Genomic DNA, 25,235 nt, shown 5'->3' on the forward strand with positions numbered 1-25,235 from the left:
GGTCGGAATCCGCAAATCGTCACACAAAAGCCCACTCCGCGGCCGAAGCCGTGTACCAGGGTCTTGCTTCATGATCATGGCGGGGCGGCACATTGATCGTGAGCAGGGTGTCTCAAAGCCGGTCAAATCCGCGGCTGCGAACGACTAGGGTCGATATTCCACTGAATCACGCGGAGTTGTCATGTGCAACGCTTCCTGTAGTAGTACCTGCCGCATCCAGATGCTCGCCTGATCCCTGTTGTGTAGGCTAGGCCACTGGACAGCTTGGGCGAATGGTGGAAGTGCCAGTGGAAGTTCGGCGACCCGCAGCGGCGTTGTTTTTGCGAAATGTTCCACCAGCCGTAACGGCATGGTCGCTATGCGATCGGTTCCCGACAGCAAAGGCGGGATTAGACTAAATCCCGGCACGACGACTTCGATGCGCCTCTTGAGACCGTGCTCAAGCAACAACCAATTCTCGATGGAGGGCTTTAGCGTACGTCCGAACTTAGCCGCAATATGACCCATCGATCCGTAGTTTTCGAAAGAAAGCTGCCGTTTTAACTGCTTGTTAGTGGGGCAACCTACGCAAACCAGCGTGTCGTCGAGCAGTTTCGCCTTTGGATGATCGCTCGACGCGAACAATTCCGGAAGGATCACGAAATCGACGTCACCGTACCGGAGAAGTTCATCGGGATCCTCAGTGAGAGGCAGCAACTCGAAGCCGATGCCAGGCGCCTCTCGCGCCAGCCGCTTCACGACTCTTTCAAAAAACACCAGCATTATGACGTCGGAAAGCCTGATCCTGAAGCGTCGCTGCGACTGAACTGGGTTAAACATATCCCAAGAAATGATGGAGAACTGGATGTGCAGCAGAGCATCGCGGACTGCGGGGGCGAGCGCTATCGCACGCGGAGTTGGGATAAGTTCGCGACCTCGCATCGTGAACAAGTCGTCGCCGAAATAGGTGCGTAGGCGGGCGATGGCGGCGCTCATGGCCGGCTGACTGAGGTTGATACTGCGAGCAGCTGCGGTAACGCTTCGCTTTGTCATCAGAGCATCGAGCGCTACGAGCAGATTAAGATCAAGTCCCTTAAAACGCATTATTTAATTCAACCAAAGCGTTTCTACCCTCATAGAACAGGTAGTTTTCAGTGATGTTACAGAGTGAGCGCCGTTGCCTTGTTCCCGCTGCTCAGAAGAACATGAGGGAGTGGAGCGCACTCCGTCCCGAGTACCGTAAAGAGCGTGGGACTATCCCACCACATTCGACACACCAAATGAGTGGTGCGTTGGACAAAACTTCGGCTTGCAGAGGCCTCTCCAGCGTGCTGATGAGAAAGGTGTGCAACCCGGACCCCGGCACTTTCGAGAGCTGACGTCGGTGACCAGCTGATCCCCGATAAGGGAGTGATCCTCCGGCTTGGTTAGCCTGTTCTTCAATGCGATATTGGTTTTGCGGGCGGTCTCAATTTCGGACGTGGTTTCCAATCTGCTGGGGTGCATCAGTGGCTCCGGGCAGTCCGCCGTTTTCGAGCCGATCTGGCACGCGGCTGTGGAACTCTTCGCCCATCGCCTCAATGAACCACTCCTGCGTGCCAGCAAAGACCTTGAGTTCGACCCTCTTTAGCGACGCCGACCTCCTCAACCCGATCGACGCGTCGGGTTAATGTCTCGGCAGCAGGATCAGGAGAGGACGACCCGCCCAGGATCACATTGTCTTGTGCGGGCGTGCCGCCTGGCTGGAACTTTCCTGAGTGCATCAATGGCATCTTTCTGATAATCAGACGAAGCGATGGCGGATACTAGTGCCGCATCGACCCGGTCGCGCTATGCAAAGTTCATATCCCGCCATGCGCTTGAGATATGGTTCTAAACTCTTTCCAGGATCAGTGCTGCCAGCCGACGAGTCCTGACCCACACATGGAGTAAAACGCCCGACCTCTCACTTTCGCAGAGGACGAATAGCTCCTGATTGAACCTTCAGGAGCTTGACATCGCGGACTGCAGACGGCAGGCGACACACCCGCGAAGCCTTTTTGTATGCCAGCTTGCTCCTAGTTTCTTAGTTCGCCGCGAATCGCCTCACTTCAACCGCGTCGGAACCAAACGTTGATCCGATGTGATGAGCCATTGATGCCAGACGTGCCCCACTCCACATTGGTTTCCGAAGAGCACCATTAAATCTGCGCCCAATATCTACTGCTGCTGTTAATCAGCCTGGCTGACAGAAAGCTGACGCGGAGGGGTTAGGGCGTTGTTCATGTACAGCCACAAAACTTCTTCCAGCGAATTTAGGATTGGGTAATAGTCATTCGCGCTAGTGTGTTCTGGATGTCCATCAGTGTTCGTCTCGCGATCCTTGATCGAACCGGAGCTCGCCGTTCAGCCTGAGTGGTTCATGTAACGGCAGAGCAGTGTGCGACGACAGCTCGACCCCCGAAGTAAATGTAGCGAAATGCATTCATGATGCAGATGCCTTCGATCCGAAGAATCGATTTGCTCAATCAGTTTCTCTTAAGGCAAAGGCTGATCTAATGAAGGTGTAAGGGCATATCAATGCGCAGAGAAATCGCAGGTGTATTTTTGGCATCATGGGCTCGCCGACCGGTGTATTTCTGCTCGTCAACAGACCTTCGCCCCCGCTATCACAGGTGTTTGGGTTACATGCTCCTTCGATTAGCCCTCGCAAGGAGCGGGTACGAATACTGCGATCAGTCGCGCGGTACTGCTGTCACCCCGGTCATAGTCCGCGGTGACGTGCTCAATTGGCTGTCCTGCCTTGATAGGAGAATGAAATGCGAACGTTGCTCGTGGATACGGATCTTACCCGCGCGGTCCGAGGCGCGCTCGGTGACGGCGGCTTTGCCGTTGATGTAGTTGGCACGCTGGAACAGGCGTCGAGCGCATTTTTTTCAGCGAGCTATGAAATTCTTCTGCTGGAGTTGGTACTGCCAGATGGCGATGGACTGGATTGGCTGAGGCAGCTAAGGAGCGACGGGTATTCAGTTCCTGCCGTCATTATGAGCAGGCTCGACGATCTCGAGAAACGAATTTCGGTATTCAATAGTGGCGCGGACGATTTTCTCCGTAAACCCGTCTCTACGGATGAGCTCATCGCCAGAATGCGGGCCCTTCTGCGCCGATCGACACAGATCACTTGCCCCATCATTGAATTTGGCAACCTCCACTTCGATCCGATCGGCCGACAGGTGTCGGTTGACGGTCATCCGTTAATGATCGCACGTCGCGAACTATGCATTCTAGAGCATCTGCTTAACCGCGCGGGTCGCATCGTGCCGCGTGCGCGGTTGGAAGATCAACTCTATTCGTTCAACGACGAAGTTTCAGGCAACGCGCTTGAAGCCGGAATCTACCGCTTACGCGGGTATCTCAGTAGGTCAGGTGCCACGTTGCGGATCAGGACCGTGCGCGGCATTGGCTACGTTCTTGAATTGACTGACGCGTCATCAGCATAGTCGAATTTGAAGGAAGGACTGCCTTGAAAGCCACTCCAACTGGTCATGCTAGCGCCGATCGATGGCCGACCCCCATCGTCGGTTCAAGGCCAACTGTTCCATACTGGAGCAATCTTCTCTACGCGCTCGTTCTGTTGTCGCCTATGTCCGCCGCTGCCGAAAACAACGGGGATGAAGCGGTGCCTCGTGCCGCTCCCAACAGCATCAACGCCACGCTGAACCTTTCCTCTTCGCTGGGCAAGACAGTTCATTTGCCCGCGCCAGCCGCGACCATCTTTGTGGCCGACCCAACAATTGCTGATTATCAGGCACCCTCCAATAGAACGATCTTCGTCTTTGGCAAGAAGTTCGGTCGGACCAGCCTATTCGCTCTGGACGAAAATGGCGAGGCTCTCGCCGAGTTGCATGTTGTAGTAACGCAGCCGATCGGGGATTTGCGTGCCATGTTGCGAGACCAGGTCGGCGACTACCCGATCCACGTCAGCTATACGCCACGCGGCGCAATCCTCAGCGGTACAGCGCCCAATGCCGAAGTCGTTGACATTGCAAAAAGAGTTACTGAGCAATTTCTCGGTGACGGTGCGCCGATCGTCAACAATATCAAGGTCGCCGGCTCTTTGCAGGTTAATCTCAGTGTGCGCGTAGCGGAAGTCTCCCGCAGCAGTCTGAAGGCACTCGGCATCAACTTGTCCGCCTTCGGTCAATTCGGCAATTTCAAGGTGGGTGTGTTAAACAGAGGTGCTGGACTTGGTTCGGCAACTGGTAGCGGCGGTACAGCAGAAATCGGATTCGACAATGATGCTGTCAGCGTCGGCGCGGTTCTCGACGCGCTTGCTAAGGAGCACATAGCTTCCGTCTTGGCTGAGCCGAACCTCACTGCTATGTCGGGTGAAACTGCCAGCTTCCTCGCCGGCGGCGAATTTCCCATTCCTGTCCTGCAGGAAAATGGGCAAACCTCGGTGGAATTTCGCCGCTTCGGCGTCAGTCTTGAATTCGTACCAACTGTTCTCGACAACAACCTAATCAACATTCACGTAAAGCCGGAAGTCAGTGAACTATCGTTACAAGGTGCCGTTCAAGTCAACGGGATCGCCGTGCCGGCAGTTTCCACGCGGCGTGCCGATACAGTCGTCGAGCTCGCGAGCGGGCAGAGCTTCGTGATTGGCGGTCTCATCAGGCGTAACGTCAACAATGATATCAGTGCATTTCCCTGGCTTGGCCGAATACCCATCCTTGGCGCTCTGTTTCGTTCGTCCTCGTTTCAAAAGGAGGAGTCGGAATTGGTTATTTTGGTTACGCCTTACATCGTCAGGCCAGGCTCCAACCCCAACCAAATGAGCGCACCCACGGACCGGATGGCTCCGGCTTTGGGCACTCCGCCGCGAGCCCGCGCTGCTATCAGCACCGACGCGCCAAGCGTCAAGGGCGATCTCGGCTTCATCATCGAATAGTGTTGCCGAATGACGTTGCGGATCATAGCTCACCTGCTCGCTTTGACAGCAAGCCTAGCAGGCTGCACAAGCACTGCACCGATCTATGTCGAGCAATCGACACCGATTTTTGTCCGACAGGAGTCCACCGTCTTGAAGTTGGAGAGCCTTCACGCTTCCGAACAGCAGCGTCTTCTTGCCTTCCTATGGAAGGCCAGTCGCGGCCGGAGGGATGCCCTTCACCTCGTTATCAGCGGGTCGTCCCGGCTCAGCGCAGAGGCAGTCCATCAAGCCAGACAGATGGGCATCGGCGCTTCCAACATCCATTTGCTTGACCAAAATGACCGCGGGCAGCTGCGGGTAGAGGCCGTTGTCTATCATGCCCTCCCTCCAATCTGCCGGTCGCTTTCCAGCCAGTTACTTAATGACGAATTCTTCGACCAGCCGATCGGCTGTTCGACGAGCCATAATCTGGCAGTAATGATCAACGATCCGCGCGATTTGCTCGGCAATAGATTTGTCAAGCCCAGCGATGGTGATCGGGCGGCCATACCAGTTACCACCTACAGGACCTCGACGGGTAAAGGTGGCTTATGAGCCAGGAACGCGACTGTTCCCGATGATCGCTTCATCCGGGTTGGGTGTCCCCTCAACGCACTCGATTCGCATGAGCGGCGCGGCGCTCCCGACTTACCGCGGTTGCAGTCACTTAGAGTGTGGCGAGATCGGATGGGATGATGATGTGGACGCCCCCGCGCCGGCGGTTGCCGCTATGATGCCGGCCAGTTACCCGCAGCAAAAGAGGAGCGTTGACAATGCAGATCACGACCGTTGGATTGGATTTGGCCAAGAGCGTGTTTCAGGCGCATGGTGTCGATGAGACAGGCGCAACCGTGCTGGTGAAACGGCTGCATCGCAAGCAGATGCTGCCGTTCTTCTCGAAGCTGCCACCCTGCCTAATCGGAATGGAAGCGTGTGGCACAGCGCACCATTGGGCTCGGACGCTCGCCGCCATGGGGCACGAGGTCCGGCTCATTCCCCCATCCTACGTGAAGCCCTATGTCAAACGCGGCAAGAGCGACGCGCTGGATGCCGAGGCAATCTGCGAAGCCGTGCAGCGCCCGACGATGCGGTTCGTGCCTGTGAAGACGGTGGCGCAGCAGAGCATTCTCATGACGCATCGCGCCAGGTCGCTGCTCGTTCGCCAACGCACCATGGTCGCAAATGCGTTGCGGGCGCATCTGGCTGAACTCGGCTTAGTCGCCAATCCAGGCATTGCCAATCTGGCAAAGTTGGCGCAGCAAGCGCTGTCTGGCGAGAGCAGCTTGCCCTCCTATGCCCGGACCACGCTGGACATTCTGATCCGGCAGATCCTGGTGTTTGCCGATGAGATCGCTGCGCTGGATCAGCAACTTCTCGCTTGGCATGCCGACAGCGAGGCCAGTCGCCGGCTCTCCGCTATCCCCGGCCTCGGCATAGTCACAGCCACGGCGGTCGCCGCCACCGTCACCGATCCCGAGCAATTCCGCTCCGGCAGGCAATTTGCCGCCTGGCTCGGCCTGACGCCGCAGCAGTGTTCGACCGGAGGAAAAACCCAGCTCGGCGGCATCTCCAAGCAGGGAGACCGATACTTGCGGAGGTTGCTCGTCGTCGGCGCCACCGCCGTTATCCGTCATACGAAGGACAAGGCAACGCCCCTGGCGAACTGGATCAGAAAGCTCCTGGAGAAAAAGCCGTTCAGGCTGGTCTCCGTTGCCCTCGCCAATAAACTCGCGCGGATCGCATGGGTCGTGCTGACCCGCAAGGAAGCCTATCGGGCCCATGAAATGATCGCCTGAGTTCAATCCCAGAGAACCGGAATTGGTAACGGCAGTCGATGATGTGTAACGATCGAGCCAATGGTGAGGCCAACCCGTCTGATTCAATGCGCTTCAAACGCGCGCCAGCTTGATCAGGGTCCTCATCGGCGGATTTCCATCAGGGCCAGCGGTCAAACTTCATACCGCACAAACAGGCCGGACATATGAAAGCAACCGATCAAACCACCCGACAAAAAGCCCTTGCCATAGGGGGCGTCCACATATGATCACTTGCCGGGGTGTCAGTCGGCACGGAAATTGTTGAGCCCCTATCGGCGCTTGTGCATAAGCAAGATCGATCGACGCCCAGACAGCCAGTTAGAGGGTCGGTACGTCAGTCTCGCCGATACGAAGCTGAGTCGACGTGTATATAGGTCTGGCTGGCGTCAATATCTTGACGCTTGTAACGTATGGCGCCTGTCAGACGGGGGTGCTAAGAATTCCTGCCCCTGTCAGCTGCGGGCATACGCTGTGCGCTTCGATCGTGAACGCCTACTCTGCAGGAAAGCCCGCACCCGAGTCCGCAGATCAAATGTCAAAATCCAGCGATGGCCTGATGCGAATAACTCCCTCGCCTCGGAATTCGGCAACGTGCGGCATGCCCATCATCAAAAACGTTGTTGTCGGGACCTCTGCGGTTGGCATTAGCCCCGTGGCTCTTAGCATGCTCATCTGGTCTTCTGAGGCCATGTGAGGAGCTAAGAACCAGTGGTCCCACGCACGAACGCCGCTATCCATAACGAAATCAGAAAGTTCAGTCGGCTCGGCCCCTGCGGACGAGGACGGCCAAGCGTGCGATGGCCGGGCTTGCGACGGTCCAGAGTGTGATGGCCCCACCTGCCACGGTCCAGCTTGCGGCCCCGCGGCATCCACGCGCTGCCATATCAAATCCTGATCGTATTCGGGCACCTGCAGCGCGCGAGCATGCGGTTGCTGCTCGCTAGGCTGGGGAGACTTTCCCCTCTCAGCGGTCAGTGGCGCGGGAGAAGCTGTAGCCCGCGTATGCAGGTCATGCTGCCAATCAAGCAATGACGGATTCGCCCAATCCAAATACTGCGAGTAGGGATGCTCGGTTTCTAAGTCGGTGGCATGTGGCGGTGGGCTTGCGTTCAGTGGGGTGGCGGACGAGGATGGCCCGGCTTGCGACGGTCCAGATCGTGATGGCCCCACTTGCCATGATCCAGCTCGCGGTCCCGCGGCTTCCACGTGCTGATCCTGGTCGTGTTCGGGCGCGTCCTGTAGCACCCGAGCATGCGGTCGCTGCTCGCTAGGATGGGGAGACCTTTCCCTAGTCCTGGTATACAGGTCATGCTGCCATTCACAAGGTGATGGATAAGGATATGCCGAATCCAAATACTGCGAGTAGGGATGCCCGGTGTCCAAATATGGGGAATCGGCTTCAACCTGCGGCAATAGTGAGTCAGCGGCATGTGGAGGGCTATATTGAAATCCGCTCAGCTGATGCGCAAATGCACTCTCGTTGGCGGGTGGTGGAGAGTCGGGCTGTGGGCTTGCGTTTAGTGGGCGGGTTGAATTGATATCCATCCTGTTTCTCCTTTGAAATATGGAGGCCCCAAGCCTTTCCGATGCGGAGGCGGCATCACCGTCTAATTCGCCCTGCAATTGTAAGAGAGATACCTTTCGAGAAGCTGACAATCAGATGGACCGAATGAAGACCGGACTTATGTTCGCTCGAACGTCGCGTCGCTGGCGAAGCCCGTCGACAGATCCAGGATGATAGAGACAACAGCTGTCAACATGGCACGCGCCAAGAGACAATGTTTCAACACGATATTTCTTCTTTACCGACGTGATTGGCGCGCCTTCAGCCACAGGCCGAGCGCCACGAGAAAAGACAGGCCGTAGAGGCCCGTGACGAGCGGGAAAGCTGCCTTGAGCCCAAACCGTTGCGTGGCGGCGACTCCTGCAATGATCCCGACGACCGAAGCGCCCTGCTGGCAGGTCTGCGCAAGCCCCAGGACCGATCCCTGCCTTTCGCTTCGCGTCGCGGCCGAGACGAGCGACAGGAGAACCGGTGTCGTTCCTCCAAGCAGCGCGCCCCAGGCAAAATAGAGCGCTGCGTACAGCCCTATCGCACGGGTCGAGCCAGCGAGCCCGGTGGCGACGAAGCATCCGCCAGCGATCAGCACGTTACATCCGAGCACAAAAGACGGCTCTCGCCCTTCGAAGGTCCGGGCCCACACCGGCGCTGCGACCACAAAGCCGAGCGCAAGAAGGCCATAGCTCAATCCCGTGATCCAATGCTGAGAGCCGTAGACCTCCGACATATAGAGGGAAAAGGGCACCTGCAGCACCATCCTGCTCGCAAGCAGCAATCCCATCAGAGCAAGTAGTCCGAACACGGACACCCCCGTGGAAGGCGCGCAAGAGACTGTTGTTGCTTTCGCGGTTTTCGTGAGTCCCGCTCCTCCTGGTGGAACCGGCAGGCTTGTCCAGGCGACTGCGGCACAGAATGCGCAGATCACCCCGGCGGTGAGGTTGACGGCCGCAAAAGGCAAGGCGTCGAGGATGAGCCCGCCGAGGAAAGCGCCGCCCAGCGAGCCGACATTCGTCGCCACCTGCAGCCAGGCGAAGAGGCGGGCGCGATCGCGCCCGCCGGTGACCTCAACGCCGTAGGCCTGGGCCGGAGCGATATAGCCAGCGCAGGCCCCCTGCAGAAAGCGCAACGCCAGAATGGTCCAGACATCCTGGGCGAAGGCGACGAGCAGTTGCGTGATCGCCAGGCCCAGCAAGGCCCGGACCATCATCAGGCGATTGCCGTACCGGTCGCCCATACGTCCCCAAAAGGCACTCGTCAGCGATACGCCGAGCATCGGGCAGACGTAGACGCCGATACCCGCGAGGCCAAAGACGCTGTCCGAGGGGCTCAATGCCTTGATCTGAATCGGCCAGAAGGGACCGTTCATCTCCATGGCGCCCATGGAGATGAATTGAAGTCCGAACAGCAGCGCGAAGTCGGGTCCGAAACCGCGCAGGACCGCGACTGTCCTGGTCATTCCGCACTCGCCAACGGATTGGGCAATTGGTGCTCGATGCGGTAGTCGCGATAGCGCTCGAGATGCATCCGCAGGACCGAGCGTGCCGGCCAGGGCCGTTCGAGGAAGGCCTGGCGTTCCTCGAGCCAGAACGCATCCGAGAGCATGCGCGGCCGCAACGTCTCGAACGCCTCTTCCGTTTCTTCCCTGAGGACGCGCCAAAGGCTGTCACCCGCAACCGAATATTGCTCGGTCAGGCAAAGGGCGATCTCGTGAAGATGGCAGACAAAGCACGCATTGATGAGGAACGAGCGCACGAGGCTGATATCGTCGTCGAAGGTGGTTGGCAGGATGCCCCCTCGACTGAACGGCTGCAGCTCATAACCGCGTTCGGTGAAGAGCGGTGCAAAACTGCGGCCGTCACCGAAATCGCGGATCAAGAGCTTCCGTGGCAGGCCGCGATCATCGAAAAGGACCGTGCTGTTTTGTTGATGCGCCTCGAATGCAATGCCGTAGAGGAGATACATGGCCAGAGTCGGTCGGACAACGGTGCGAGCATAGAGCCGGAAGAACACAGCGATCGCCGCTTCGCTCTCGTCGCCGCTTTTTCCGATGAGTTCGCAGATCAGTGGCCGGCCGTCGACAGGGCCAGCGGTCAGAAGCGCGGCGACGGTTACCGGCAGCAGGCCATCTCGACGGGCAAGAGCATCGGCCTTGCGATAGACCACCCAAAGAAAGCGGCCGAGATGCTCGTCGCCGGTTTCGGGATGACGCAGAATCGCCCCAAGCTCTTCAGTAAGGATCTCCAGCCTGCACCTGAGGTCATCCTCCTCCGACACAATGTCGGAAATCAGCGTGCTGAGGCGCGGTCCCATATGGATCGACTTCGCCTGCAGCGTGCGCTGCTCACTCGTCATCCAGATCGCAACCGGCAGTTTGATGAAGGGTCTTGGCGCCTCGGTCTTCGGCAGCATCGTGCGAAACGACATGGACGGCAACGTCACGATCTCCGGGCCGTCAGGATCGAAAATGCCGGCTTCGATCTCTGCCGCGAATTCGCGGCGCACGAAGTGCTCCAGATGCCAGGCGTGGACCGGCAGAGGCAGCCAGTCCTCGGGTGACTGGCCCCGCGCTTTCAGGCCCTCCGCCCAATCGCGCGAGAGATCCGGGAAGTTCTCAGCGAACCATTCCGAATAGCTTCCGACATGCGGCATCTTCTCGACGTAGGCCCAGCTGCTGCGGAGCGCCGCAATGCGCAGGGGCACGCGCGCGCCGAACTCGGGGGACAGTGCGGCGACCTCCTCCGCCGCCAGGCCGGGCTTGGCCTTCCAGGTCGGATAGAACGGGTGGCCTTCGAGCGCGCCCCATTGGTCGAGGGTCATCGCGGCCAAATGCGTCGGCAAGCTTCTTTCGAGATAGGCAAGGAAGCCGGGCGCACCGGCTTCGGCGATTTCCTGGCGCAGCCTGGCGCTCCAGCGCCCGCGCTCGCGGCGCGCCAGCATGTCGTTGCGCATGCTGTTGTCCACGTCGCGCAGCAAATGCTCCAGTCCGTCAGAAGCGGGCGTGATCGCGAGAGAGGGGGCAACCTCCCGCATCAGGGCGGCCGGATCATCGATCCGCTGCCGTGCCCCGGTGCCGTCCAGCACTTCGATCTGTCCACGGTTCCGCAAGGTTCCGGCGGGCGCGAGGCTGAGATCGGTGAAGTGCAGCATGCGCTGCGAGGGCCAGAGGGGGAACCAGGCCTGGCGGCCTTCGCGTGCCCACAGCAAGGCGTTCGGCGCGAGCAGGCGCTCGGCGAACAGGCAGCGCACCAGCCGGTTGATCGCGTTGCGCGATGCCTGCGTCAAAAGCGCAAGATCCTCGTTCTCGACGGGATTCGTCACGGAAGGCGTCTTCTCGTCCATCAGGCGGCCTCCGGCCAGTCGGCTGGGACATAGTCTGGTGTACCCGCAGCCAATTTGCCGTGGTAGTCGCACGCCCAGCGATAGGTCTTGGCGATCGCCGGTACCGTCGCCTCGAGCCGTTCTGCCATCGTGACGAGCAGCGCCTGTCCGAAAGCGATATCCTCATGGAAGGCGCGGCTTCCGCGATCGATGACGAGCCCCGGGCCATGTGGATTGGGAACGAGGGGGGCAGGAATGCCCGCATAGGCGCGATTTGTGCGTAGAAGCGTGTACATGGTTCGGTCATCCCCAATCTGGTCGCCATAGGCCTCGATCAGTTCCTGCTGAAGCGGCTTCACTGAGCTGAGATCAATGCCGAGACGTGCCTCGCTCGCCCGGCGGATCGCTTGGTTTTCCGCATCGCAAGCTTCCAGGAGCTCGGCGCCTGCTTGTGGGCAGTCGCTCCACCAGCACAGGGCTTCGTCGAACGGTCTTTTTTCCCACGGTGCGCCGGGGCCGATGAGCGCGTAGAGCACGGCCGGGTGCATCAGCGCGTTGCCCGGCGTCAGCGTGATTTCGAGATAGTCCTTGAGCAGGTTGACGGGCGCCTCGTAGATGCGATTCAACATCGCCATCAGTGCGGCGGCGCTCGCAGCGCTTTCCCGGCGATCCAGGGCAACGAAGAGTTCTGCCTTGGCGCCGCCCATCCGCACGCGCTGGCCTGCAATCAGATCATAGGCGATATGGGGCACGTCCTTCATGCCCCAGATCACCACATTGTCACGCCCCGAAAGCACCTTTGCCGCGAGCCAGTCGAAGCCGCAAAAGCCAGGAATCGCGCCGATATAGACGCTCTTATCCGTCGGCAAATACGGCGCTATACGATGCAAGAGCGCGGATCTTGCCTGGGCGGGTTGCGTTATGAGGACCATGTCAGCGTTGTCGAGCGCCGCGCTCGGGTCGGTTCCGCTGTAGTCGGGCCTAGCACTCAGGGTGCGACCGTCTCGCGTCACCGCTTGCCAGAGATCGCCCCCGCTCGCCCATCGCGCGGCCACGGTGGCGGACGTGGTCAGGACCGAAACATCGATGCCCGGGTTCTGCTTGAACAGCACCGCGTTCAAATGTCCGGTGCGGCCAGCGCCGCAAATGGTCACCTTCATGCTGCCCGCGCCTTTCCGAATAGCCAGCCATCCAACTGGGCAGCGATTGCCGGGTCGAGCAGGCGGCGCTTCGCCATCCATTCCTCATCGAAAATCGTGCCAAGATATTTCTCGCCGCCATCGGCAACCGTCGTGACGACCGTGCCGGTGAGCTTGCCGGCGCCAATGAACTCCAGCGCCTTGTAGATGGCGCCGCCGGTCGAGCCGCCAACGAGCAGTCCCTTGCGCCGGGCGATGTACCGCGCCGTCTCGAAGGCTTGCGTATCGGTCACCTGCACGCCTTCGTCGATGCAGCCATAGTCCAGCACCTTGCCGACCTCATCGCCGGCGGGCGTGCCCGTTCCTGACTGGTAATAGGGGTGCCCCGGCTTGCCGAAAACGATCGAGCCGGCCGGCTCCACGGCAATAGTGCGTACGGCCGGATTGTTACGCTTCACACGCTGGGAGATTCCGGTCATCGAGCCGCCGGTCCCCACGCAGCCGACAAAGGCGTCGATGCCGTCGGGAAGCTGGGCAACCAGTTCGTCCACGAGGCCGGTATAGCCTGCCGGATTTGCCGGGTTGTCGGACTGGTTCATGAACAGCGCGCCCGGAAGCTGCGCGCCGAGTTGCGCTGCGAGGCGTTGGCGCTCGACGACTGCGACCTCGTCTTCGCGAAAGTCGCCTTCGACATAGCGGATCTCAGCCCCTAGCGCCCGCATCATGCGGATCTTGTCGGGCGCTGCATGGTGGTCCACCACGGCAATGAAGCGCAGCCCGAATTCCAGCGCTGCGAGCGCCAGCCCCGTGCCAGTATTTCCCGACGATGATTCAACGATCGTGCCGCCCGGAGCGAGGCGCCCATCCTCAAGGGCCGCAATCACCATGCTGCGAGCCATACGATCCTTCATCGAGCCGCCGGGATTGTTCTTCTCGATCTTCAGAACCAAGGTGGCGTTGCGGCCCGGCACGTCGATCGACATGACCGGCGTCTGGCCGATCAATTGTGTTACGGTCGTGTGCAGCATCTAAACCTCTCCAATTGTGTCGGGAACGAGATTGGGCCGCCCTTCGGCGTCTTCGATGACGCAGAAGCGAGCGGGCATGGGATGGCGATGGAACTCGTTTTCGAGGAGGTCCATCTGGTAGCCGCCGGTGTTGGCGTATACGAGCAGGTCGCCAGCGCGCGGCGCGGTCGGGAACGTCAGCCACCGGTTGCTGATGACGTCCTCGTCGAGGCAGCTATGGCCGGCCAGATAGGCGCGGACCGGCGGCGATTGAACGGTCGCCTTGGTGGCAGGCACGAGAATAGGGTCGATCAGGAATTCGGAGGCGAACCAAGTTTCGCAGGCGCTGAAGCTGCAAAGATGACGTGCGAATCCGGACCGAGCGCCTTCACCCGCGAGATTCGAAAGACAGTGATCGCCGCCTGGTCGGCCAGAGCGCGGCCGGGCTCCATCGCCAGCGTGAGACCCTCACGCGCCAGGTAACCGGCTACGCTTCGGCCCTGGTTCATCTCCGCCTCCAAGAGCCGGTGCAGCCAGTCGGCTGCTGAAAGAGTGCTGCCATAGGGATAGAAAGAGTCCGGTATTTTCCCGGTGCGGTAGTCCTCGGGCGCCTGCGCCGCGAGATGCGCGTCGTACCTGGCTCGGTCGACATATTGGATAGGCAGGCCACCGCCAATATCGATCATGCCCGGAAAAAATCCCATCCGTCTGGCTTCGGCAATGAGGTCGGCGGCCTCACTGAGCGCTGCCACACGGGTCTCCCGGCGATAGCCGCTAAGGTGGAAATGCAGCCCGTCGAAACGGAGCCTGCCTTCGCCGGCAAGCCGAACGAGGCAATGAACAATCGCGTCGGGCGGCATGCCGAAGCGGCTCTTGCTTTGGTCCCTCGGTCGCAAACGCAAGAGGATCGGCTGTTGGCCAGCATCTGCCGGCAGACCGTGGATGAGATCCTCCAGTTCTTCCGGCGAGTCCACCGATATCAGCGCGTTGCAATTGATCAGCGCTTGATGAAATGCGCTCGTCTTCGCCGGTCCCGTCGCCACAAGCCTGGCACCATCGGCCCCAAGCCGCCTTGCGTCGCGAAGCTCGTAGAGGCTGGAGACGTCGAGCCCGGCGCCTGCGCTGAGCGCTGCCTGCATGAGCCCGGGCGATTTGTTGGCCTTCGCCCCGTAATAGATCGCATGCTCGACGCGGCGCTCCGTCAGTACGCCCTTCAAGGCGGCAAGATTCTCCCGCAACGCATCCGGCCAGACCAGATTGAGCGGGGAGCCGTGGCGGGCGGCCCAATCGAAAAGAAGAGGACCGTATTTGGTGAGAAGGTCCGCAGTCGCCGATCGCAGAATCGGTGGCAGCCCATGGCCGATCTTCGTCATCACAGCGCCCCCGCGGAAAAGACCGGCGCCATGTCCATCGGAGTGGGACTGCTCAAAAGCTCAAGCGGCACATCGCATGTCGGCAAGCCGTGGGCAAAAACGTGCCGGGTCGTCTTGTAGGGAAACTTGCGGCCGCTGCGCGCCATCGCGAAGATTTCAGCCGGAGTAATGTTCCCACCTGGGCGCCAACTCTCTACCCGCACCGAATCGTTGTCGAGAAGAAGCACCGGCATCCTGGTGAGCCGGAGGCGATGCGCAGCCGTCAACCGGTGATAGTCGTCAATCACGAATAAGGCATCCTTCTCGGCTGTTATTGGCACGGTCCATGAGCCTGTTTGCAGGATTTGGGCCTGCAGTGCATCGACCCTGTCAGGGTTCACCTCTTCTGTTGGGATCAATTGTGCTGCGGAGAGAGGGCAATGTTCCATGCGGTCCGGCCTCACGCTCGCTCTTTCGCATCGCACATATCTTGATTATCCGCGTTCACGTCTAGTCTCCTGCGCGTTCGCTGCCTCGTCGCTCGCAAATGTGCAAGCGACAGCGGCCGGCGAGGCGCGGTGAGGATACCCACATGGGAAAATGGGTCATGAACTAGCCGGGAAGGCCGACGGCCTAGGCCGGATGGTCGGCCGTAAGGCGTGCCTTCAGGTCGTTCAGATAGCCTTCTGCATAGTGCTGCGCCATTGAAAGCGGCAGATTAATCCCGGCCGTCGCGGCCTCTTCAATCGCCTTCCTTGCGAGCCCGTTGCGAATAGCCAGCTTGACCCCGGGTCCCGAGACAAGGCCGACTGCTTGTGCTGCGACCCCTATGCCAGCCTCTATCAGCGCCTGCTTCATATTGCCTCCGGTAATCGCTGTACGGAGGAGATTTGCGGCTTGCGCCTCGCATGCAAGCGTCATGGATACGAGATCGGCCACCTGTCCGATTCCCGGGATGAAGCTGAGCACTCCCACGGCCGTTGCAGCCCAGTCAAGCACTTTAGACCCTACCCGCAGCACGGAGTCGACGACATGCATGAGGGCTCCGCCGTTCTTTTTCGGTGACTTGATGTCAGGCTGGTCCGCCAGGCCCATCTTCATGTCTGCGACAGCGTTCTGCGCAGCCTCAGTTTCCGGCACATGGAACTTTGGCTGCTGAACGGTGCGGTTTGCCGTAGTCATGTTTGTGTAGAAACGGCCAAAGTCTTCTTTGCTGACGTTGCCAGAATCGACCGTATGTCCGCCGCCGAAGTCGAAAAATCCATGATGAGTCTTATAGCCCGTAATCGCATTGTTTAGCAGACCGAACAGAAGAGGATCTGAAAGGAGCTGCGAGGCAGCTTCACGTACTTTCGGATCCAAGCTCTTGTCGTCTGCCATACTCGCCAGCTTGTCGCGTGTGAGATCACCGCTCCCGAAAAATAACTCCTGATGGCTGTTAATTGTCTTGAGCGTGTCCAACTCGGCTTGTGTGAGGCTCATCGACGAGGAGGCCACTTGCAGGAAGTCCTCTTTGTGGACCTTATCTATATTACCACCGTACAACCTCTTCCATTCTTCCGGATGACTGACGAAGTATTGAGCCGCCGCAATGACCTGGGGTGGACATTTGCCTGTTTTCGCTTCGCCGTCGACGATCTGCTTGAAGTCGGCCAGACTCAGGTTCTTGGGAAGATATTCCGAGTACCGATAAAGCTCCCGTAGAGCATCGTTCTCGGTCATGACCGATGGCTGGGCATTCTCGGCGCTGTCGGATGGGATGTAGTTCTGCGCGTAGCTTTGCGCTTGGCTTTCCTGAAATGCGGCAACTTGTGGGTGATGTTTGGAAAATTCAGACAAGTCCTTCGCAGTGATCTTGCCTCCACAGCGACCATCGCCCTGCGAGCCGATTGCATAAAAAAGTTCGGGATCCTGTAGCAATGCCTCGATTGCCGCTTTCAGATCCGGCGGTGTAGAGGGATCATTGACTTTAGCCTCCAGCGACTCCCAACTGAGTGGGCACAGATCCTTGTGACGGTTCAGCACTGCGACAATCTGCAACTCAGGCTTAGTCAGCGATCCACCGTTCCATGTAATTCTCGAGCTTTGTATGGGAGCTGGCGCGACATAATGGTCGTCGATCGCAACAGCCGACTGCGGGGTCTGATCCATTGATTCGATCGCCGCCCTCATGTGGGGGGGCAGCAGGGCCAATGGGTCCTTCTGCAAATCCTCCAAGGTCGACTCGGCATCCGGCGGCAGCAGGTCCTCCCGACTGGCTAAAGGACCAATCCTGTCTAGCATGTTAGTGGACAGCATCGCTTCGAAGGACAATACGCTTTGCTGCCCCTGGGCTACCCGAGGCGCGAAAGCTTTGGCGAGCGACGCCTGGGCGAACTGTGCAGGATTAGAGCTGATCATTGGTAAAAGGTTGCTGGCCGACATTGTGCATCCTCAGACGTGATGTTGTCCCTCCACAAGGACCTTCTATAAGGCGCTTGCGCTCACGAAGTGACAATCTTAAAGCCTCCGCTGGAGTAACTATGCTTTTTGATTGCTTCGCTCCATGCTAGCTACAAAGGTCAATTCCGGCACAATGGTCGGCGACATCGTTGGAGCTACCGATTCACATCATGAGCGGTTTAGCTTTCGAGAAACTGACGAGGCTTAGACGAATAACAATCAAGAGGTGACCGCAGTGAGGTGCTAATCCTAAAGTCTGAATTTCATTTCTTGCTCAGCTCAGCCTTCCCGCCATCGTCGTTCTCTGGCAGCATCTCAGAAGTATAAAAGACTTCCGGTCTCCCGCCGCGGACGACCGTGGTGGAGGAGCCCCGAAACAGTACCATCACAGATTCCCTGGCGGGCGTATCGGTTGCGCGAGGCTGCGCCTGCGCCACTGCCAGTAGACCGTTCAACGTCTGCTCGATGAGCGCGATGAAGCGCGGCGGGCCGGACACTAAGACCAGGCCATTTCCCGGCGCGGGTCTCACCGGATAGCGCTCATCAGAGATGTCAAGCTTATCGAGGGCGAGCTTGAAAGCACTAAAGTGAACTGAACTCAACACAAGCATCCGAGTTTGTGCTTCTTTTGCAGCAGACACATAGAGCACAACCCCGTCATAATACCATTGGAGATCGTAGAGATCGGTCAATCGGTCGAGGAACTCGCGCGGTGACAACTCCGGTATACGCCCGCGAATCCGCCCCTTCACCTCTGCGCTGATGTTAACACTGATTTTCAGGTTGTTGCCGAACTCCTGCAACGCGGCAGAGAGATCCTGATCTAGAACCGTATACTTATAGGAGGTCGAGGGGAGCGGCAGGGTGGCCCCGAGGGTTGTGTGGATTCCGGCAAATAGAAAAAGCCCGACACAGAGCAGTCTCCTAAACATATGAAGCGGTGTGAATGGGATCGGCGTTGTCGGCATCTCGTCTTGATAAACCAAATCTGAAAATCTCCCATGCGGTTCAACTCGACTAACATCACTCTTCAATGGGCAAGCGACGCTGCCGGTAGTCAGCGTGTCGTCAGCTCGCCTCGCTAGAGTTCCACGTCAAAGAGTTAAGTAATCGAGTCCTTCTCATGATGCTGCCTGTCACGTCAATCTCTAACAGTCTCCCCAGGGTCGCGTCATCGTCATTCGGCGAGCAAGCTCAGTTTGAGCGTGCTCTGGCACAGGCGGCTGATTCGATGAAAAACGATACTGCTTCAACGCCAGTGAGGACGGCGCCTATTTCTCCGCCGATGGACGTTCACCGCGCGGCGCCAACGAGCCCGCTGAAGGACCGCGTGCTGCAGACGATTTCTGCGATTTGCCCGGATAGTATAGTTGCTGCTGCCGCGCCCAACCATAAGGCGGCCCTTATAAGCGGCGCTCCGCCCGGGCCGTCGCAGAAGCTCCCTGTCGAAGATGGGGCGGGCACCGAAAGGTTGGGAATCCCGCAAGGGGGGCATGATTTTGACGTGATGGTTGCCGGTCTGCGGGATCTTTATAATGGCGTGACCCAAGTTGCTCTTGTTTCGAAGGGTATCAGCGGCATCACCTCATCCGTAAACAAACTATTAAAGGAAGGGTGAGTAGCGCGCATGTTCGGCTCAGCCCATGGCGACACAACGAGCAGCGACACGTCTGGCCGGCGACCGCTTCGCCTCGTCGTGCTGCCACTTCTCCTGGCTCTGAGCAGTTGCAAGGTCGATCTCTATACCCAGTTGCAAGAGCGCGAGGCGAATGAGATGCTCGCGCTTCTGATGGACAACGGGGTTGATGCGGTCCGGGTGGCCGGTAAGGATGGCACCAGCACAATCCAGGTCGACGAAAAGTTGCTCGCCTTCTCAATCAAGCTCCTGAATGGCAAGGGGCTGCCGCGCCAATCTTTCAAGAACCTTGGCGAAATATTCCAAGGTTCGGGCCTTATTGCATCACCGACCGAGGAGCGTGCACGTTACGTTTATGCCCTTAGCGAAGAGTTGTCGCATACAATCAGCGATATCGATGGCGTGTTCTCGGCGCGTGTTCATGTGGTACTGCCGCATAACGACCTGCTGCGAGCAGGCGACACACCGTCATCGGCCTCGGTTTTTATCCGCCACGACGCCAAAACGAATCTCCCAGCTCTGCTGCCTAAGATAAAGATGCTCGTCGCCGAAAGCATCGAAGGCTTGGCCTACGACAAGGTAGAAGTGGTTTTGGTGCCGGTGGAAAGGTCCGCACAAGAGCAACGGTCTTTACTGGAGCCTGACTTGGCTCAAGCATCTAGGCCTATCCCAGTGCCGCTCCTGGCTGTCGCGGTGGGTGTTGGCGCTGCAGTGTTCGCTGTGACGTGTTACCTCTTGTTCATCGTTCTTGGGCATCGGCGCAGGCAATTAACTGGCGAACTATCTAGAGTCCAGGAGCGCCCCGGTGTTTCCGCTCTCGCGGCTATTCGTAAAAAGATACCGGCGCTAGGGCGTAGGTGAAATTACCAATGCCGATAGCGATACAAAATACCCAACCTGATGTTTCGTTCCAATCGCACTCCGTTCCCAGGAGCGAGCTTGCTGCGTCGACCCATCCGACGCGTCTTGCCGCCCGTCTCGATCCGGAGTTGTCGGCTGCGACAGTGGTGCAGTTGCAGAAGTGTGCGAGGCTTCAGCCACGACTGGCAGAATTGCTGCTTGGCAATGACATGGATTGGAACCGAATCGGATGGGGGCCCGATCTCCTGCGCGGCCATGATCCTCGTCGCGCTGCTCTTCTTGCCGGAAGTATTTGGCATGCCCGTTCGCTTCTGAAAGTCGTTTCTCAGCGTGACCTCGCCCGTCTCGTTGAACGTATTGGCGCTGATGCGCACGCATTTGGCATCCGACATCTGGCGCATGCTATCGCAGACAAATTGATCTCTGATCCGGAAAAACTCGCGTTGCAAATAGAACACGATGGACATGCTTGTCTTGGTGCTTGGCTCAACATAAGACCAGCGCTTGAGCGGAACCGCGTGCTTCTACGCTTGCCGCTCGGTACAGCCGCGGAGAACCCGGCGCCTGAGCACGATGGTGCCTCAAGCGGGTTGTTTTCGCTCGTGATAGCCCATTTCGAGATGGAGAGCCCGTGATATGACAGCCGACATTTCAGCAGCACCCGTCGCGCCGCAGATGCGCCCATTGGGGCCACTGATACCCGCGAGTGAGCTTAATATCTGGCACAGCGCTGGAGATGCGCTTGCCGCAGCAAAACGGCATCAGCAGCGGGTCCGTACCTGGGCACGCGCCGCTTATCAGAGGGAGCGGGCCCGCGGCTACGCCGAGGGGTTGAATACAGGCGCCGAGGAAATGTCAGGGCTGATTGCACGAGCAGTCACCGAAGTAGCGCAACGAAAGGCAGTTCTGGAAAAGGAATTGCCACAGCTTGTCATAGAGATACTGAGCGATCTTTTAGGTGCTTTCAATCCGGGTGAGCTGTTGGTGAGGGCTGTTCGTCACGCGATTGAGCGCAGATACAACGGCGCGGAAGAAGTTTGCCTTCATGTGTGTGCCACGCAAGTCGATATGCTCGCGCGCGAGTTCGCCGGTTGCGACGGACGGGAGAAGCGGCCGAAGGTTCGAATTGAAACGGATCCTACGTTGTCGCCGCAAGAGTGTGTGCTGTGGAGCGAGTATGGCAACGTCGCTCTTGGACTTGATGCGCAGATGCGCGCGCTGCGCCTTGGCTTCGAGTACCTTTCTGAAGAAGGAGAACTGTGATCACTCCGGTACCACAGCATAATAGCCTTGAGGGGACTCCTCTCGAGCCAGCGATCTCGTCTTTGTGGTCCACGGCAAAGAGAATCGATACGCGCGTCGTGCGAGGACGGATCACGAGGGCTGTTGGTACCCTGATCCATGCCGTCTTGCCAGAGGCTCGGATTGGGGAACTTTGTCTGCTGCAGGATACGCGAACCGGTCTGTCGCTCGAAGCAGAGGTAATCGGCTTGTTGGACAATGGCGTGCTGCTCACGCCGATCGGAGGCTTGGCGGGTCTGTCCAGCCGCGCGGAAGTCGTCTCCACTGGACGAATGCGTGAAGTGCCGATCGGCCCCGATTTGCTTGGCCGTGTGATCGACAGCCGCTGCCGTCCACTCGACGGCAAAGGCGAAGTTAAAACCACCGAAGTTCGTCCGCTGCACGGCAGGGCGCCCAATCCAATGACGAGGCGCATGGTTGAGCGGCCATTCCCGCTTGGGGTGCGCGCGCTCGATGGTCTCCTCACATGCGGTGAGGGGCAGCGGATCGGGATTTATGGCGAGCCTGGCGGGGGCAAGTCGACGCTAATATCACAAATCGTAAAAGGTGCTGCCGCCGATGTCGTCATAGTCGCGCTGATAGGCGAGCGTGGCCGCGAAGTACGTGAATTCGTAGAGCGGCATCTTGGGGAGGAAGGCCTCCGCCGTGCGATAGTTGTGGTTGAGACCTCCGATCGCTCGGCAACGGAGCGGGCGCAATGTGCTCCTATGGCGACCGCCCTGGCGGAGTACTTTCGCGAACAAGGGCTGCGTGTCGCTCTCCTGTTGGACTCGCTGACGCGCTTCTGCCGTGCGATGCGCGAGATAGGTCTTGCTGCGGGAGAGCCGCCGACCCGGCGGGGCTTTCCTCCTTCTGTTTTTGCCGCACTGCCAGGCCTGCTGGAGCGCGCCGGCATGGGTGAGCGCGGTTCAATCACAGCCTTCTATACTGTGCTTGTCGAAGGTGATGGCACAGGCGATCCGATCGCCGAGGAATCGCGCGGCATTGTCGACGGACATATCGTCCTCTCACGCGCTCTTGCGGCGCGATCCCATTTCCCAGCTATCGACGTGCTGCAGAGTCGCAGCCGAGTTATGGATGCGGTCGTTTCTGAGACGCATCGCAAGGCAGCATCCTTCTTTCGTGATCTCCTCGCGCGCTATGCAGAGTGCGAGTTTCTGATCAACGTCGGCGAATACAAGCAAGGCGGCGACCCCTTACTGACCGCGCCGTCGCGTCAATTGGTGAGTTGAAAGAGTTTTTGCGCCAGAGCGAAGACGAGGTATCAGATTTTGAGGAGACGGTCGGATGGATGTCGCGTTTGACCTCGTGAATTATGCTTACGCTTCAAGGCTACGGCTTTTAAAGGAAATGCGCGAGCGCGACGCCCGTAGGAAACTGTCGAAGAAGGAAGCTCAGCACCACATGGCCATTGTAGCCGCACAGAATGCCTCTCGGGAGCTTGAAATCGCACAGCAACAGCGTGCTGGAAAGGAAGCTCAACTCTACCAAGAACTAACGTCGCTGAACACCTTGTCCAGCGCCGCACTCGACCATCACCACCTTCATATAGAGCGGCTTGCGGCTGAGATCACTATCAGAGGCCAGGTACTTGACGACGCGCGCATCGCTCAAGAGCAGGCCGAGACAGCGGCGTCTGAGGCAAAGGCCCTGTTGGTGAAGCGTTCGGAAGCACGGCACAAATGGCAACAGATCCAGGATGACCTCCGGCGCGCCGTCGATATTCTTTCTGAAGCCGCAGGTGAGATAGAGGCCGACGACGAGATATTACTGCGGTATGGGAGGGGTTCGCTCGCCCAGAGATCACGCAACGAGTTCCGGTAACTGCAAGTTTCGGATTGACCGCATCGTGCACCTAAGATCCGCTTTGATGACTGGCGTGGCCAGACGCACCATATTCGAACCAGCGCTGACACTGTCCCCCGAGGTCGTCGCGTGGATCAACGACATAGCGGCTTCACGCGGGCCGTTTCAGAGCCGTGTCGGCGACAAACCACTTTCGGTGTCGATGGAAGGACTTGTTTGGCAACACGAGTCTTCTGCCATTCCGATGTTTGACTGCATTTGGGATTTGGGAGGTGAAACGGTCGTCTTGTCGCTCTCTCGACCGCTTGTAGAGGCGCTCGTCTCGACAGTGCAGAGCGGGCTTGCTTTTCCTACCGAGCCAACTGCATCGCTCATTCTCGAACTTGCGCTCGAGCCGCTTATCGCTCGACTGGAGGATAAGACGAACCGGACCTTGCATCTCCTTCGCGTGGGTAAAGCCATAACATTGGCTCCTTATGTGGAACTGGAGATCGTCTTCGGCTCGGTCAGTGGCAAGGGTCGCCTGTCCCTCTTCTCGCCTCTTGATGGCTTGGTGCCGTTTGCGTTCCGCGCGCTGGCCGAACTGCTTGGCCAATTGCCGCGGCAACCGCGCGAGCTTTCCCCAGACCTTCCGGTCATAATTGCAGGTGAGATCGGCACGCTTCGAGCTTCGGCGGCGCTCCTTCGAAAAGCATCCGTCGGTGATGCTCTGTTGCCAGACATATCGCCGTTCGGCCGTGGCCAAATCGCTCTGTCTGTGGGTCAGTTATGGACCAGGGCAGACCTTGAGGGCGACCACCTAGTCCTGCGGGGACCTTTCCGCCCGCAATCACGCCCCTTGGAGTATGCGCATATGACAGAAACCGAATCGCAACTAAGGCCGTCGGATGCCGATCTCGATGACATAGAGATCGTGCTTGTCTTTGAATGCGGCCGCTGGCCCATCTCTTTGGGCGATTTGAGGAGTGCCGGCGATGGGCATGTTTTTGAACTTGGGCGGCCAATCGATGGCCTTGTAGACATAGTTGCCAATGGTCGGTGTATCGGACGTGGCGACATCGTGCGCATCGGAGATGAGTTGGGCATCAGACTCCGTGGAAGGTTGGCATGCAATGACTGAAATGCAGCCGGCAATTCTGGCCCTTCTTGCGATAACCGCGGCACTCGGCTTGCTGGTGTTAGCGGTCGTCACAACCACGGCGTTTGTAAAAGTATCAGTTGTTCTGTTCCTCGTCCGCAACGCACTCGGGACCCAGACGATACCACCTAACATAGTGCTGTACGCAGCCGCACTTATCCTCACCATGTTCGTCAGCGCACCCATTGCTGAGCAGACCTATGATCGGATAACAGATCCGAGACTCCGTTATCAATCGCTCGACGACTGGGCTGAAGCCGCCAAAGCAGGAAGTCAGCCCTTGCTTGAACATCTCAAGAAGTTCACAAACGAAGAGCAGCGGCGATTTTTCCTCTCCTCGACGGAAAAGGTCTGGCCTGAGGAAATGCGCGCTAGAGTCACAGCAGATGATTTCGCCATTCTTGTTCCATCTTTTCTGATATCAGAACTAAAGCGCGCGTTCGAAATCGGCTTCCTCCTTTATCTACCCTTTATCGTCATTGATCTTATCGTCACGACGATATTGATGGCCATGGGGATGTCGATGGTATCCCCGACGATTATAGCTGTCCCGTTCAAACTATTCTTGTTCGTCGCTATTGATGGCTGGTCAAGATTGATGCACGGACTTGTGCTCAGTTATACGATGCCGGGAGCTTTATGATTACCGGATCCAGTATTGTTAGTCTAATGAGCCAATCACTGGTGGTTTTCATGATCTGGATTCTGCCACCGCTCATTGCATCGGTGATTGTTGGCCTAACCATTGGCATCATCCAGGCAGCAACGCAGATCCAGGATGAAAGCCTGCCACTCACTGTGAAGCTCCTGGTCGTTGTCGCGGTGATTGGCCTGTTTGCGCCTGTGCTGAGCGCTCCGCTCATCGAGCTCGCGGACCAGATCTTTACCGAGTTTCCAGCAATGACACTCGGCTATTAGTCTGCGCT

Annotated in this window: 21 protein-coding genes and 2 pseudogenes; 13 read left to right on the plus strand and 10 right to left on the minus strand. The window is 58.5% G+C overall.

Translation table 11 applies throughout. The features are described 5' to 3' along the window. Nucleotides 1-144: 144 nt before the first annotated feature. A complete protein-coding gene (gene nodD2 / locus USDA257_RS31450) occupies nucleotides 145-1,083 on the minus strand; it encodes a transcriptional regulator NodD2 (RefSeq protein WP_014857540.1) in 939 nt (312 codons plus the stop codon). 1,694 nt (nucleotides 1,084-2,777) lie between these two features. Between nodD2 and USDA257_RS31460 the strand changes: the two genes are divergently transcribed. From USDA257_RS31460 to USDA257_RS31475, 4 genes are all read left to right on the plus strand, one after another. Continuing rightward, complete coding sequence (locus tag USDA257_RS31460) at nucleotides 2,778-3,458, plus strand: response regulator (RefSeq protein ID WP_014857543.1); 681 nt, start codon at nucleotides 2,778-2,780, stop codon at nucleotides 3,456-3,458. 23 nt (nucleotides 3,459-3,481) lie between these two features. Further along, nucleotides 3,482-4,909 (plus strand): type II and III secretion system protein family protein, encoded by a 1,428-nt coding sequence (locus USDA257_RS31465; RefSeq protein ID WP_014857544.1) that lies wholly within the window; start codon nucleotides 3,482-3,484, stop codon nucleotides 4,907-4,909. 9 nt (nucleotides 4,910-4,918) lie between these two features. Next, nucleotides 4,919-5,485, plus strand: coding sequence for a CpaD family pilus assembly lipoprotein (locus USDA257_RS31470; RefSeq protein WP_014857545.1), 567 nt, complete (start codon nucleotides 4,919-4,921; stop codon nucleotides 5,483-5,485). Between the two features lie 218 nt (nucleotides 5,486-5,703). After that, nucleotides 5,704-6,726 (plus strand): IS110 family transposase, encoded by a 1,023-nt coding sequence (locus USDA257_RS31475; RefSeq protein ID WP_014328393.1) that lies wholly within the window; start codon nucleotides 5,704-5,706, stop codon nucleotides 6,724-6,726. 549 nt (nucleotides 6,727-7,275) lie between these two features. Here USDA257_RS31475 and nopL read toward each other — a convergent pair. The 9 genes and pseudogenes from nopL to nolW form a co-directional block, all read right to left on the minus strand. Further along, on the minus strand, nucleotides 7,276-8,292 hold the full coding sequence (nopL, locus tag USDA257_RS31480; protein ID WP_014857546.1) for a type II secretion system effector nodulation protein NopL: 1,017 nt from the start codon (nucleotides 8,290-8,292) through the stop codon (nucleotides 7,276-7,278). A gap of 257 nt (nucleotides 8,293-8,549) precedes the next feature. Then, nucleotides 8,550-9,764 carry an MFS transporter gene (locus USDA257_RS31485; protein ID WP_014857547.1) on the minus strand — a complete coding sequence of 405 codons (1,215 nt, stop codon included), beginning with the start codon at nucleotides 9,762-9,764 and terminating at the stop codon, nucleotides 8,550-8,552. Next, nucleotides 9,761-11,647 carry an IucA/IucC family protein gene (locus USDA257_RS31490; protein ID WP_014857548.1) on the minus strand — a complete coding sequence of 629 codons (1,887 nt, stop codon included), beginning with the start codon at nucleotides 11,645-11,647 and terminating at the stop codon, nucleotides 9,761-9,763. The genes USDA257_RS31485 and USDA257_RS31490 overlap by 4 nt, the downstream gene beginning before the upstream one ends. Then, entirely contained in the window at nucleotides 11,647-12,786 is a 1,140-nt protein-coding gene (locus USDA257_RS31495; RefSeq protein ID WP_014857549.1) for an NAD/NADP octopine/nopaline dehydrogenase family protein, read from the minus strand. Before USDA257_RS31495 ends, USDA257_RS31490 begins: the two co-directional genes overlap by 1 nt. Beyond that, nucleotides 12,783-13,793, minus strand: a complete 1,011-nt coding sequence (locus USDA257_RS31500; protein ID WP_014857550.1) for a PLP-dependent cysteine synthase family protein — start codon at nucleotides 13,791-13,793, stop codon at nucleotides 12,783-12,785. The genes USDA257_RS31495 and USDA257_RS31500 overlap by 4 nt, the downstream gene beginning before the upstream one ends. Further along, nucleotides 13,794-15,145 (minus strand): annotated as a pseudogene (locus USDA257_RS31505) (Y4yA family PLP-dependent enzyme). Beyond that, nucleotides 15,145-15,573, minus strand: a complete 429-nt coding sequence (locus USDA257_RS31510; protein ID WP_014857553.1) for a ParB N-terminal domain-containing protein — start codon at nucleotides 15,571-15,573, stop codon at nucleotides 15,145-15,147. The pseudogene USDA257_RS31505 and the gene USDA257_RS31510 overlap by 1 nt, the downstream one beginning before the upstream one ends. A gap of 184 nt (nucleotides 15,574-15,757) precedes the next feature. Beyond that, entirely contained in the window at nucleotides 15,758-17,548 is a 1,791-nt protein-coding gene (nopX, locus tag USDA257_RS31515; protein WP_014857555.1) for a type II secretion system effector nodulation protein NopX, read from the minus strand. A gap of 281 nt (nucleotides 17,549-17,829) precedes the next feature. After that, nucleotides 17,830-18,534, minus strand: coding sequence for a nodulation protein NolW (nolW, locus tag USDA257_RS31520; protein WP_032490256.1), 705 nt, complete (start codon nucleotides 18,532-18,534; stop codon nucleotides 17,830-17,832). Between the two features lie 155 nt (nucleotides 18,535-18,689). On the opposite strand from nolW, the gene nolB reads away from it, so the two are divergent. The 9 genes and pseudogenes from nolB (at nucleotide 18,690) to USDA257_RS31565 (ending at nucleotide 25,227) form a co-directional block, all read left to right on the plus strand. Further along, nucleotides 18,690-19,184 (plus strand): nodulation protein NolB, encoded by a 495-nt coding sequence (nolB, locus tag USDA257_RS31525; protein ID WP_014857557.1) that lies wholly within the window; start codon nucleotides 18,690-18,692, stop codon nucleotides 19,182-19,184. A 9-nt stretch (nucleotides 19,185-19,193) separates the two neighbouring features. After that, complete coding sequence (gene nolT / locus USDA257_RS31530; protein ID WP_014857558.1) at nucleotides 19,194-20,063, plus strand: nodulation protein NolT; 870 nt, start codon at nucleotides 19,194-19,196, stop codon at nucleotides 20,061-20,063. After that, on the plus strand, nucleotides 20,060-20,698 hold the full coding sequence (gene nolU, locus USDA257_RS34910; protein WP_015633406.1) for a nodulation protein NolU: 639 nt from the start codon (nucleotides 20,060-20,062) through the stop codon (nucleotides 20,696-20,698). Before nolT ends, nolU begins: the two co-directional genes overlap by 4 nt. Nucleotide 20,699: 1 nt before the next feature. Beyond that, entirely contained in the window at nucleotides 20,700-21,326 is a 627-nt protein-coding gene (gene nolV / locus USDA257_RS31540; protein ID WP_014857560.1) for a nodulation protein NolV, read from the plus strand. Beyond that, nucleotides 21,323-22,677, plus strand: a pseudogene (gene sctN, locus USDA257_RS31545) (type III secretion system ATPase SctN). The gene nolV and the pseudogene sctN overlap by 4 nt, the downstream one beginning before the upstream one ends. Further along, nucleotides 22,653-23,189, plus strand: coding sequence for a hypothetical protein (locus USDA257_RS31550; protein WP_014857562.1), 537 nt, complete (start codon nucleotides 22,653-22,655; stop codon nucleotides 23,187-23,189). Before sctN ends, USDA257_RS31550 begins: the two are co-directional and overlap by 25 nt. 46 nt (nucleotides 23,190-23,235) lie before the next feature. After that, nucleotides 23,236-24,291, plus strand: coding sequence for a type III secretion system cytoplasmic ring protein SctQ (sctQ, locus tag USDA257_RS31555; RefSeq protein WP_034859390.1), 1,056 nt, complete (start codon nucleotides 23,236-23,238; stop codon nucleotides 24,289-24,291). Beyond that, nucleotides 24,284-24,952, plus strand: a complete 669-nt coding sequence (gene sctR / locus USDA257_RS31560) for a type III secretion system export apparatus subunit SctR (protein ID WP_014857564.1) — start codon at nucleotides 24,284-24,286, stop codon at nucleotides 24,950-24,952. The genes sctQ and sctR overlap by 8 nt, the downstream gene beginning before the upstream one ends. After that, complete coding sequence (locus tag USDA257_RS31565) at nucleotides 24,949-25,227, plus strand: EscS/YscS/HrcS family type III secretion system export apparatus protein (RefSeq protein ID WP_014857565.1); 279 nt, start codon at nucleotides 24,949-24,951, stop codon at nucleotides 25,225-25,227. Before sctR ends, USDA257_RS31565 begins: the two co-directional genes overlap by 4 nt. The last annotated feature ends 8 nt before the right edge of the window (nucleotides 25,228-25,235 follow it).

Source organism: Sinorhizobium fredii USDA 257 (assembly GCF_000265205.3).
GTDB lineage: Bacteria > Pseudomonadota > Alphaproteobacteria > Rhizobiales > Rhizobiaceae > Sinorhizobium > Sinorhizobium fredii_B.

Coding starts and splice junctions, on each gene's coding strand:
- USDA257_RS31470 (WP_014857545.1), top strand. CDS start 4,919: ATGACGTTGCGGATCATAGCTCACCTGCTCGCTTTGACAGCAAGCCTA.
- USDA257_RS31490 (WP_014857548.1), bottom strand. CDS start 11,647: ATGGACGAGAAGACGCCTTCCGTGACGAATCCCGTCGAGAACGAGGAT.
- nopX (WP_014857555.1), bottom strand. CDS start 17,548: ATGTCGGCCAGCAACCTTTTACCAATGATCAGCTCTAATCCTGCACAG.
- USDA257_RS31485 (WP_014857547.1), bottom strand. CDS start 9,764: ATGACCAGGACAGTCGCGGTCCTGCGCGGTTTCGGACCCGACTTCGCG.
- nolT (WP_014857558.1), top strand. CDS start 19,194: ATGTTCGGCTCAGCCCATGGCGACACAACGAGCAGCGACACGTCTGGC.
- USDA257_RS31510 (WP_014857553.1), bottom strand. CDS start 15,573: ATGGAACATTGCCCTCTCTCCGCAGCACAATTGATCCCAACAGAAGAG.
- USDA257_RS31550 (WP_014857562.1), top strand. CDS start 22,653: ATGGATGTCGCGTTTGACCTCGTGAATTATGCTTACGCTTCAAGGCTA.
- nodD2 (WP_014857540.1), bottom strand. CDS start 1,083: ATGCGTTTTAAGGGACTTGATCTTAATCTGCTCGTAGCGCTCGATGCT.
- USDA257_RS31565 (WP_014857565.1), top strand. CDS start 24,949: ATGATTACCGGATCCAGTATTGTTAGTCTAATGAGCCAATCACTGGTG.
- sctR (WP_014857564.1), top strand. CDS start 24,284: ATGACTGAAATGCAGCCGGCAATTCTGGCCCTTCTTGCGATAACCGCG.
- nolB (WP_014857557.1), top strand. CDS start 18,690: ATGATGCTGCCTGTCACGTCAATCTCTAACAGTCTCCCCAGGGTCGCG.
- USDA257_RS31460 (WP_014857543.1), top strand. CDS start 2,778: ATGCGAACGTTGCTCGTGGATACGGATCTTACCCGCGCGGTCCGAGGC.
- USDA257_RS31495 (WP_014857549.1), bottom strand. CDS start 12,786: ATGAAGGTGACCATTTGCGGCGCTGGCCGCACCGGACATTTGAACGCG.
- nolV (WP_014857560.1), top strand. CDS start 20,700: ATGACAGCCGACATTTCAGCAGCACCCGTCGCGCCGCAGATGCGCCCA.
- USDA257_RS31475 (WP_014328393.1), top strand. CDS start 5,704: ATGCAGATCACGACCGTTGGATTGGATTTGGCCAAGAGCGTGTTTCAG.
- nolW (WP_032490256.1), bottom strand. CDS start 18,534: ATGCCGACAACGCCGATCCCATTCACACCGCTTCATATGTTTAGGAGA.
- nopL (WP_014857546.1), bottom strand. CDS start 8,292: ATGGATATCAATTCAACCCGCCCACTAAACGCAAGCCCACAGCCCGAC.
- USDA257_RS31500 (WP_014857550.1), bottom strand. CDS start 13,793: ATGCTGCACACGACCGTAACACAATTGATCGGCCAGACGCCGGTCATG.
- sctQ (WP_034859390.1), top strand. CDS start 23,236: ATGACTGGCGTGGCCAGACGCACCATATTCGAACCAGCGCTGACACTG.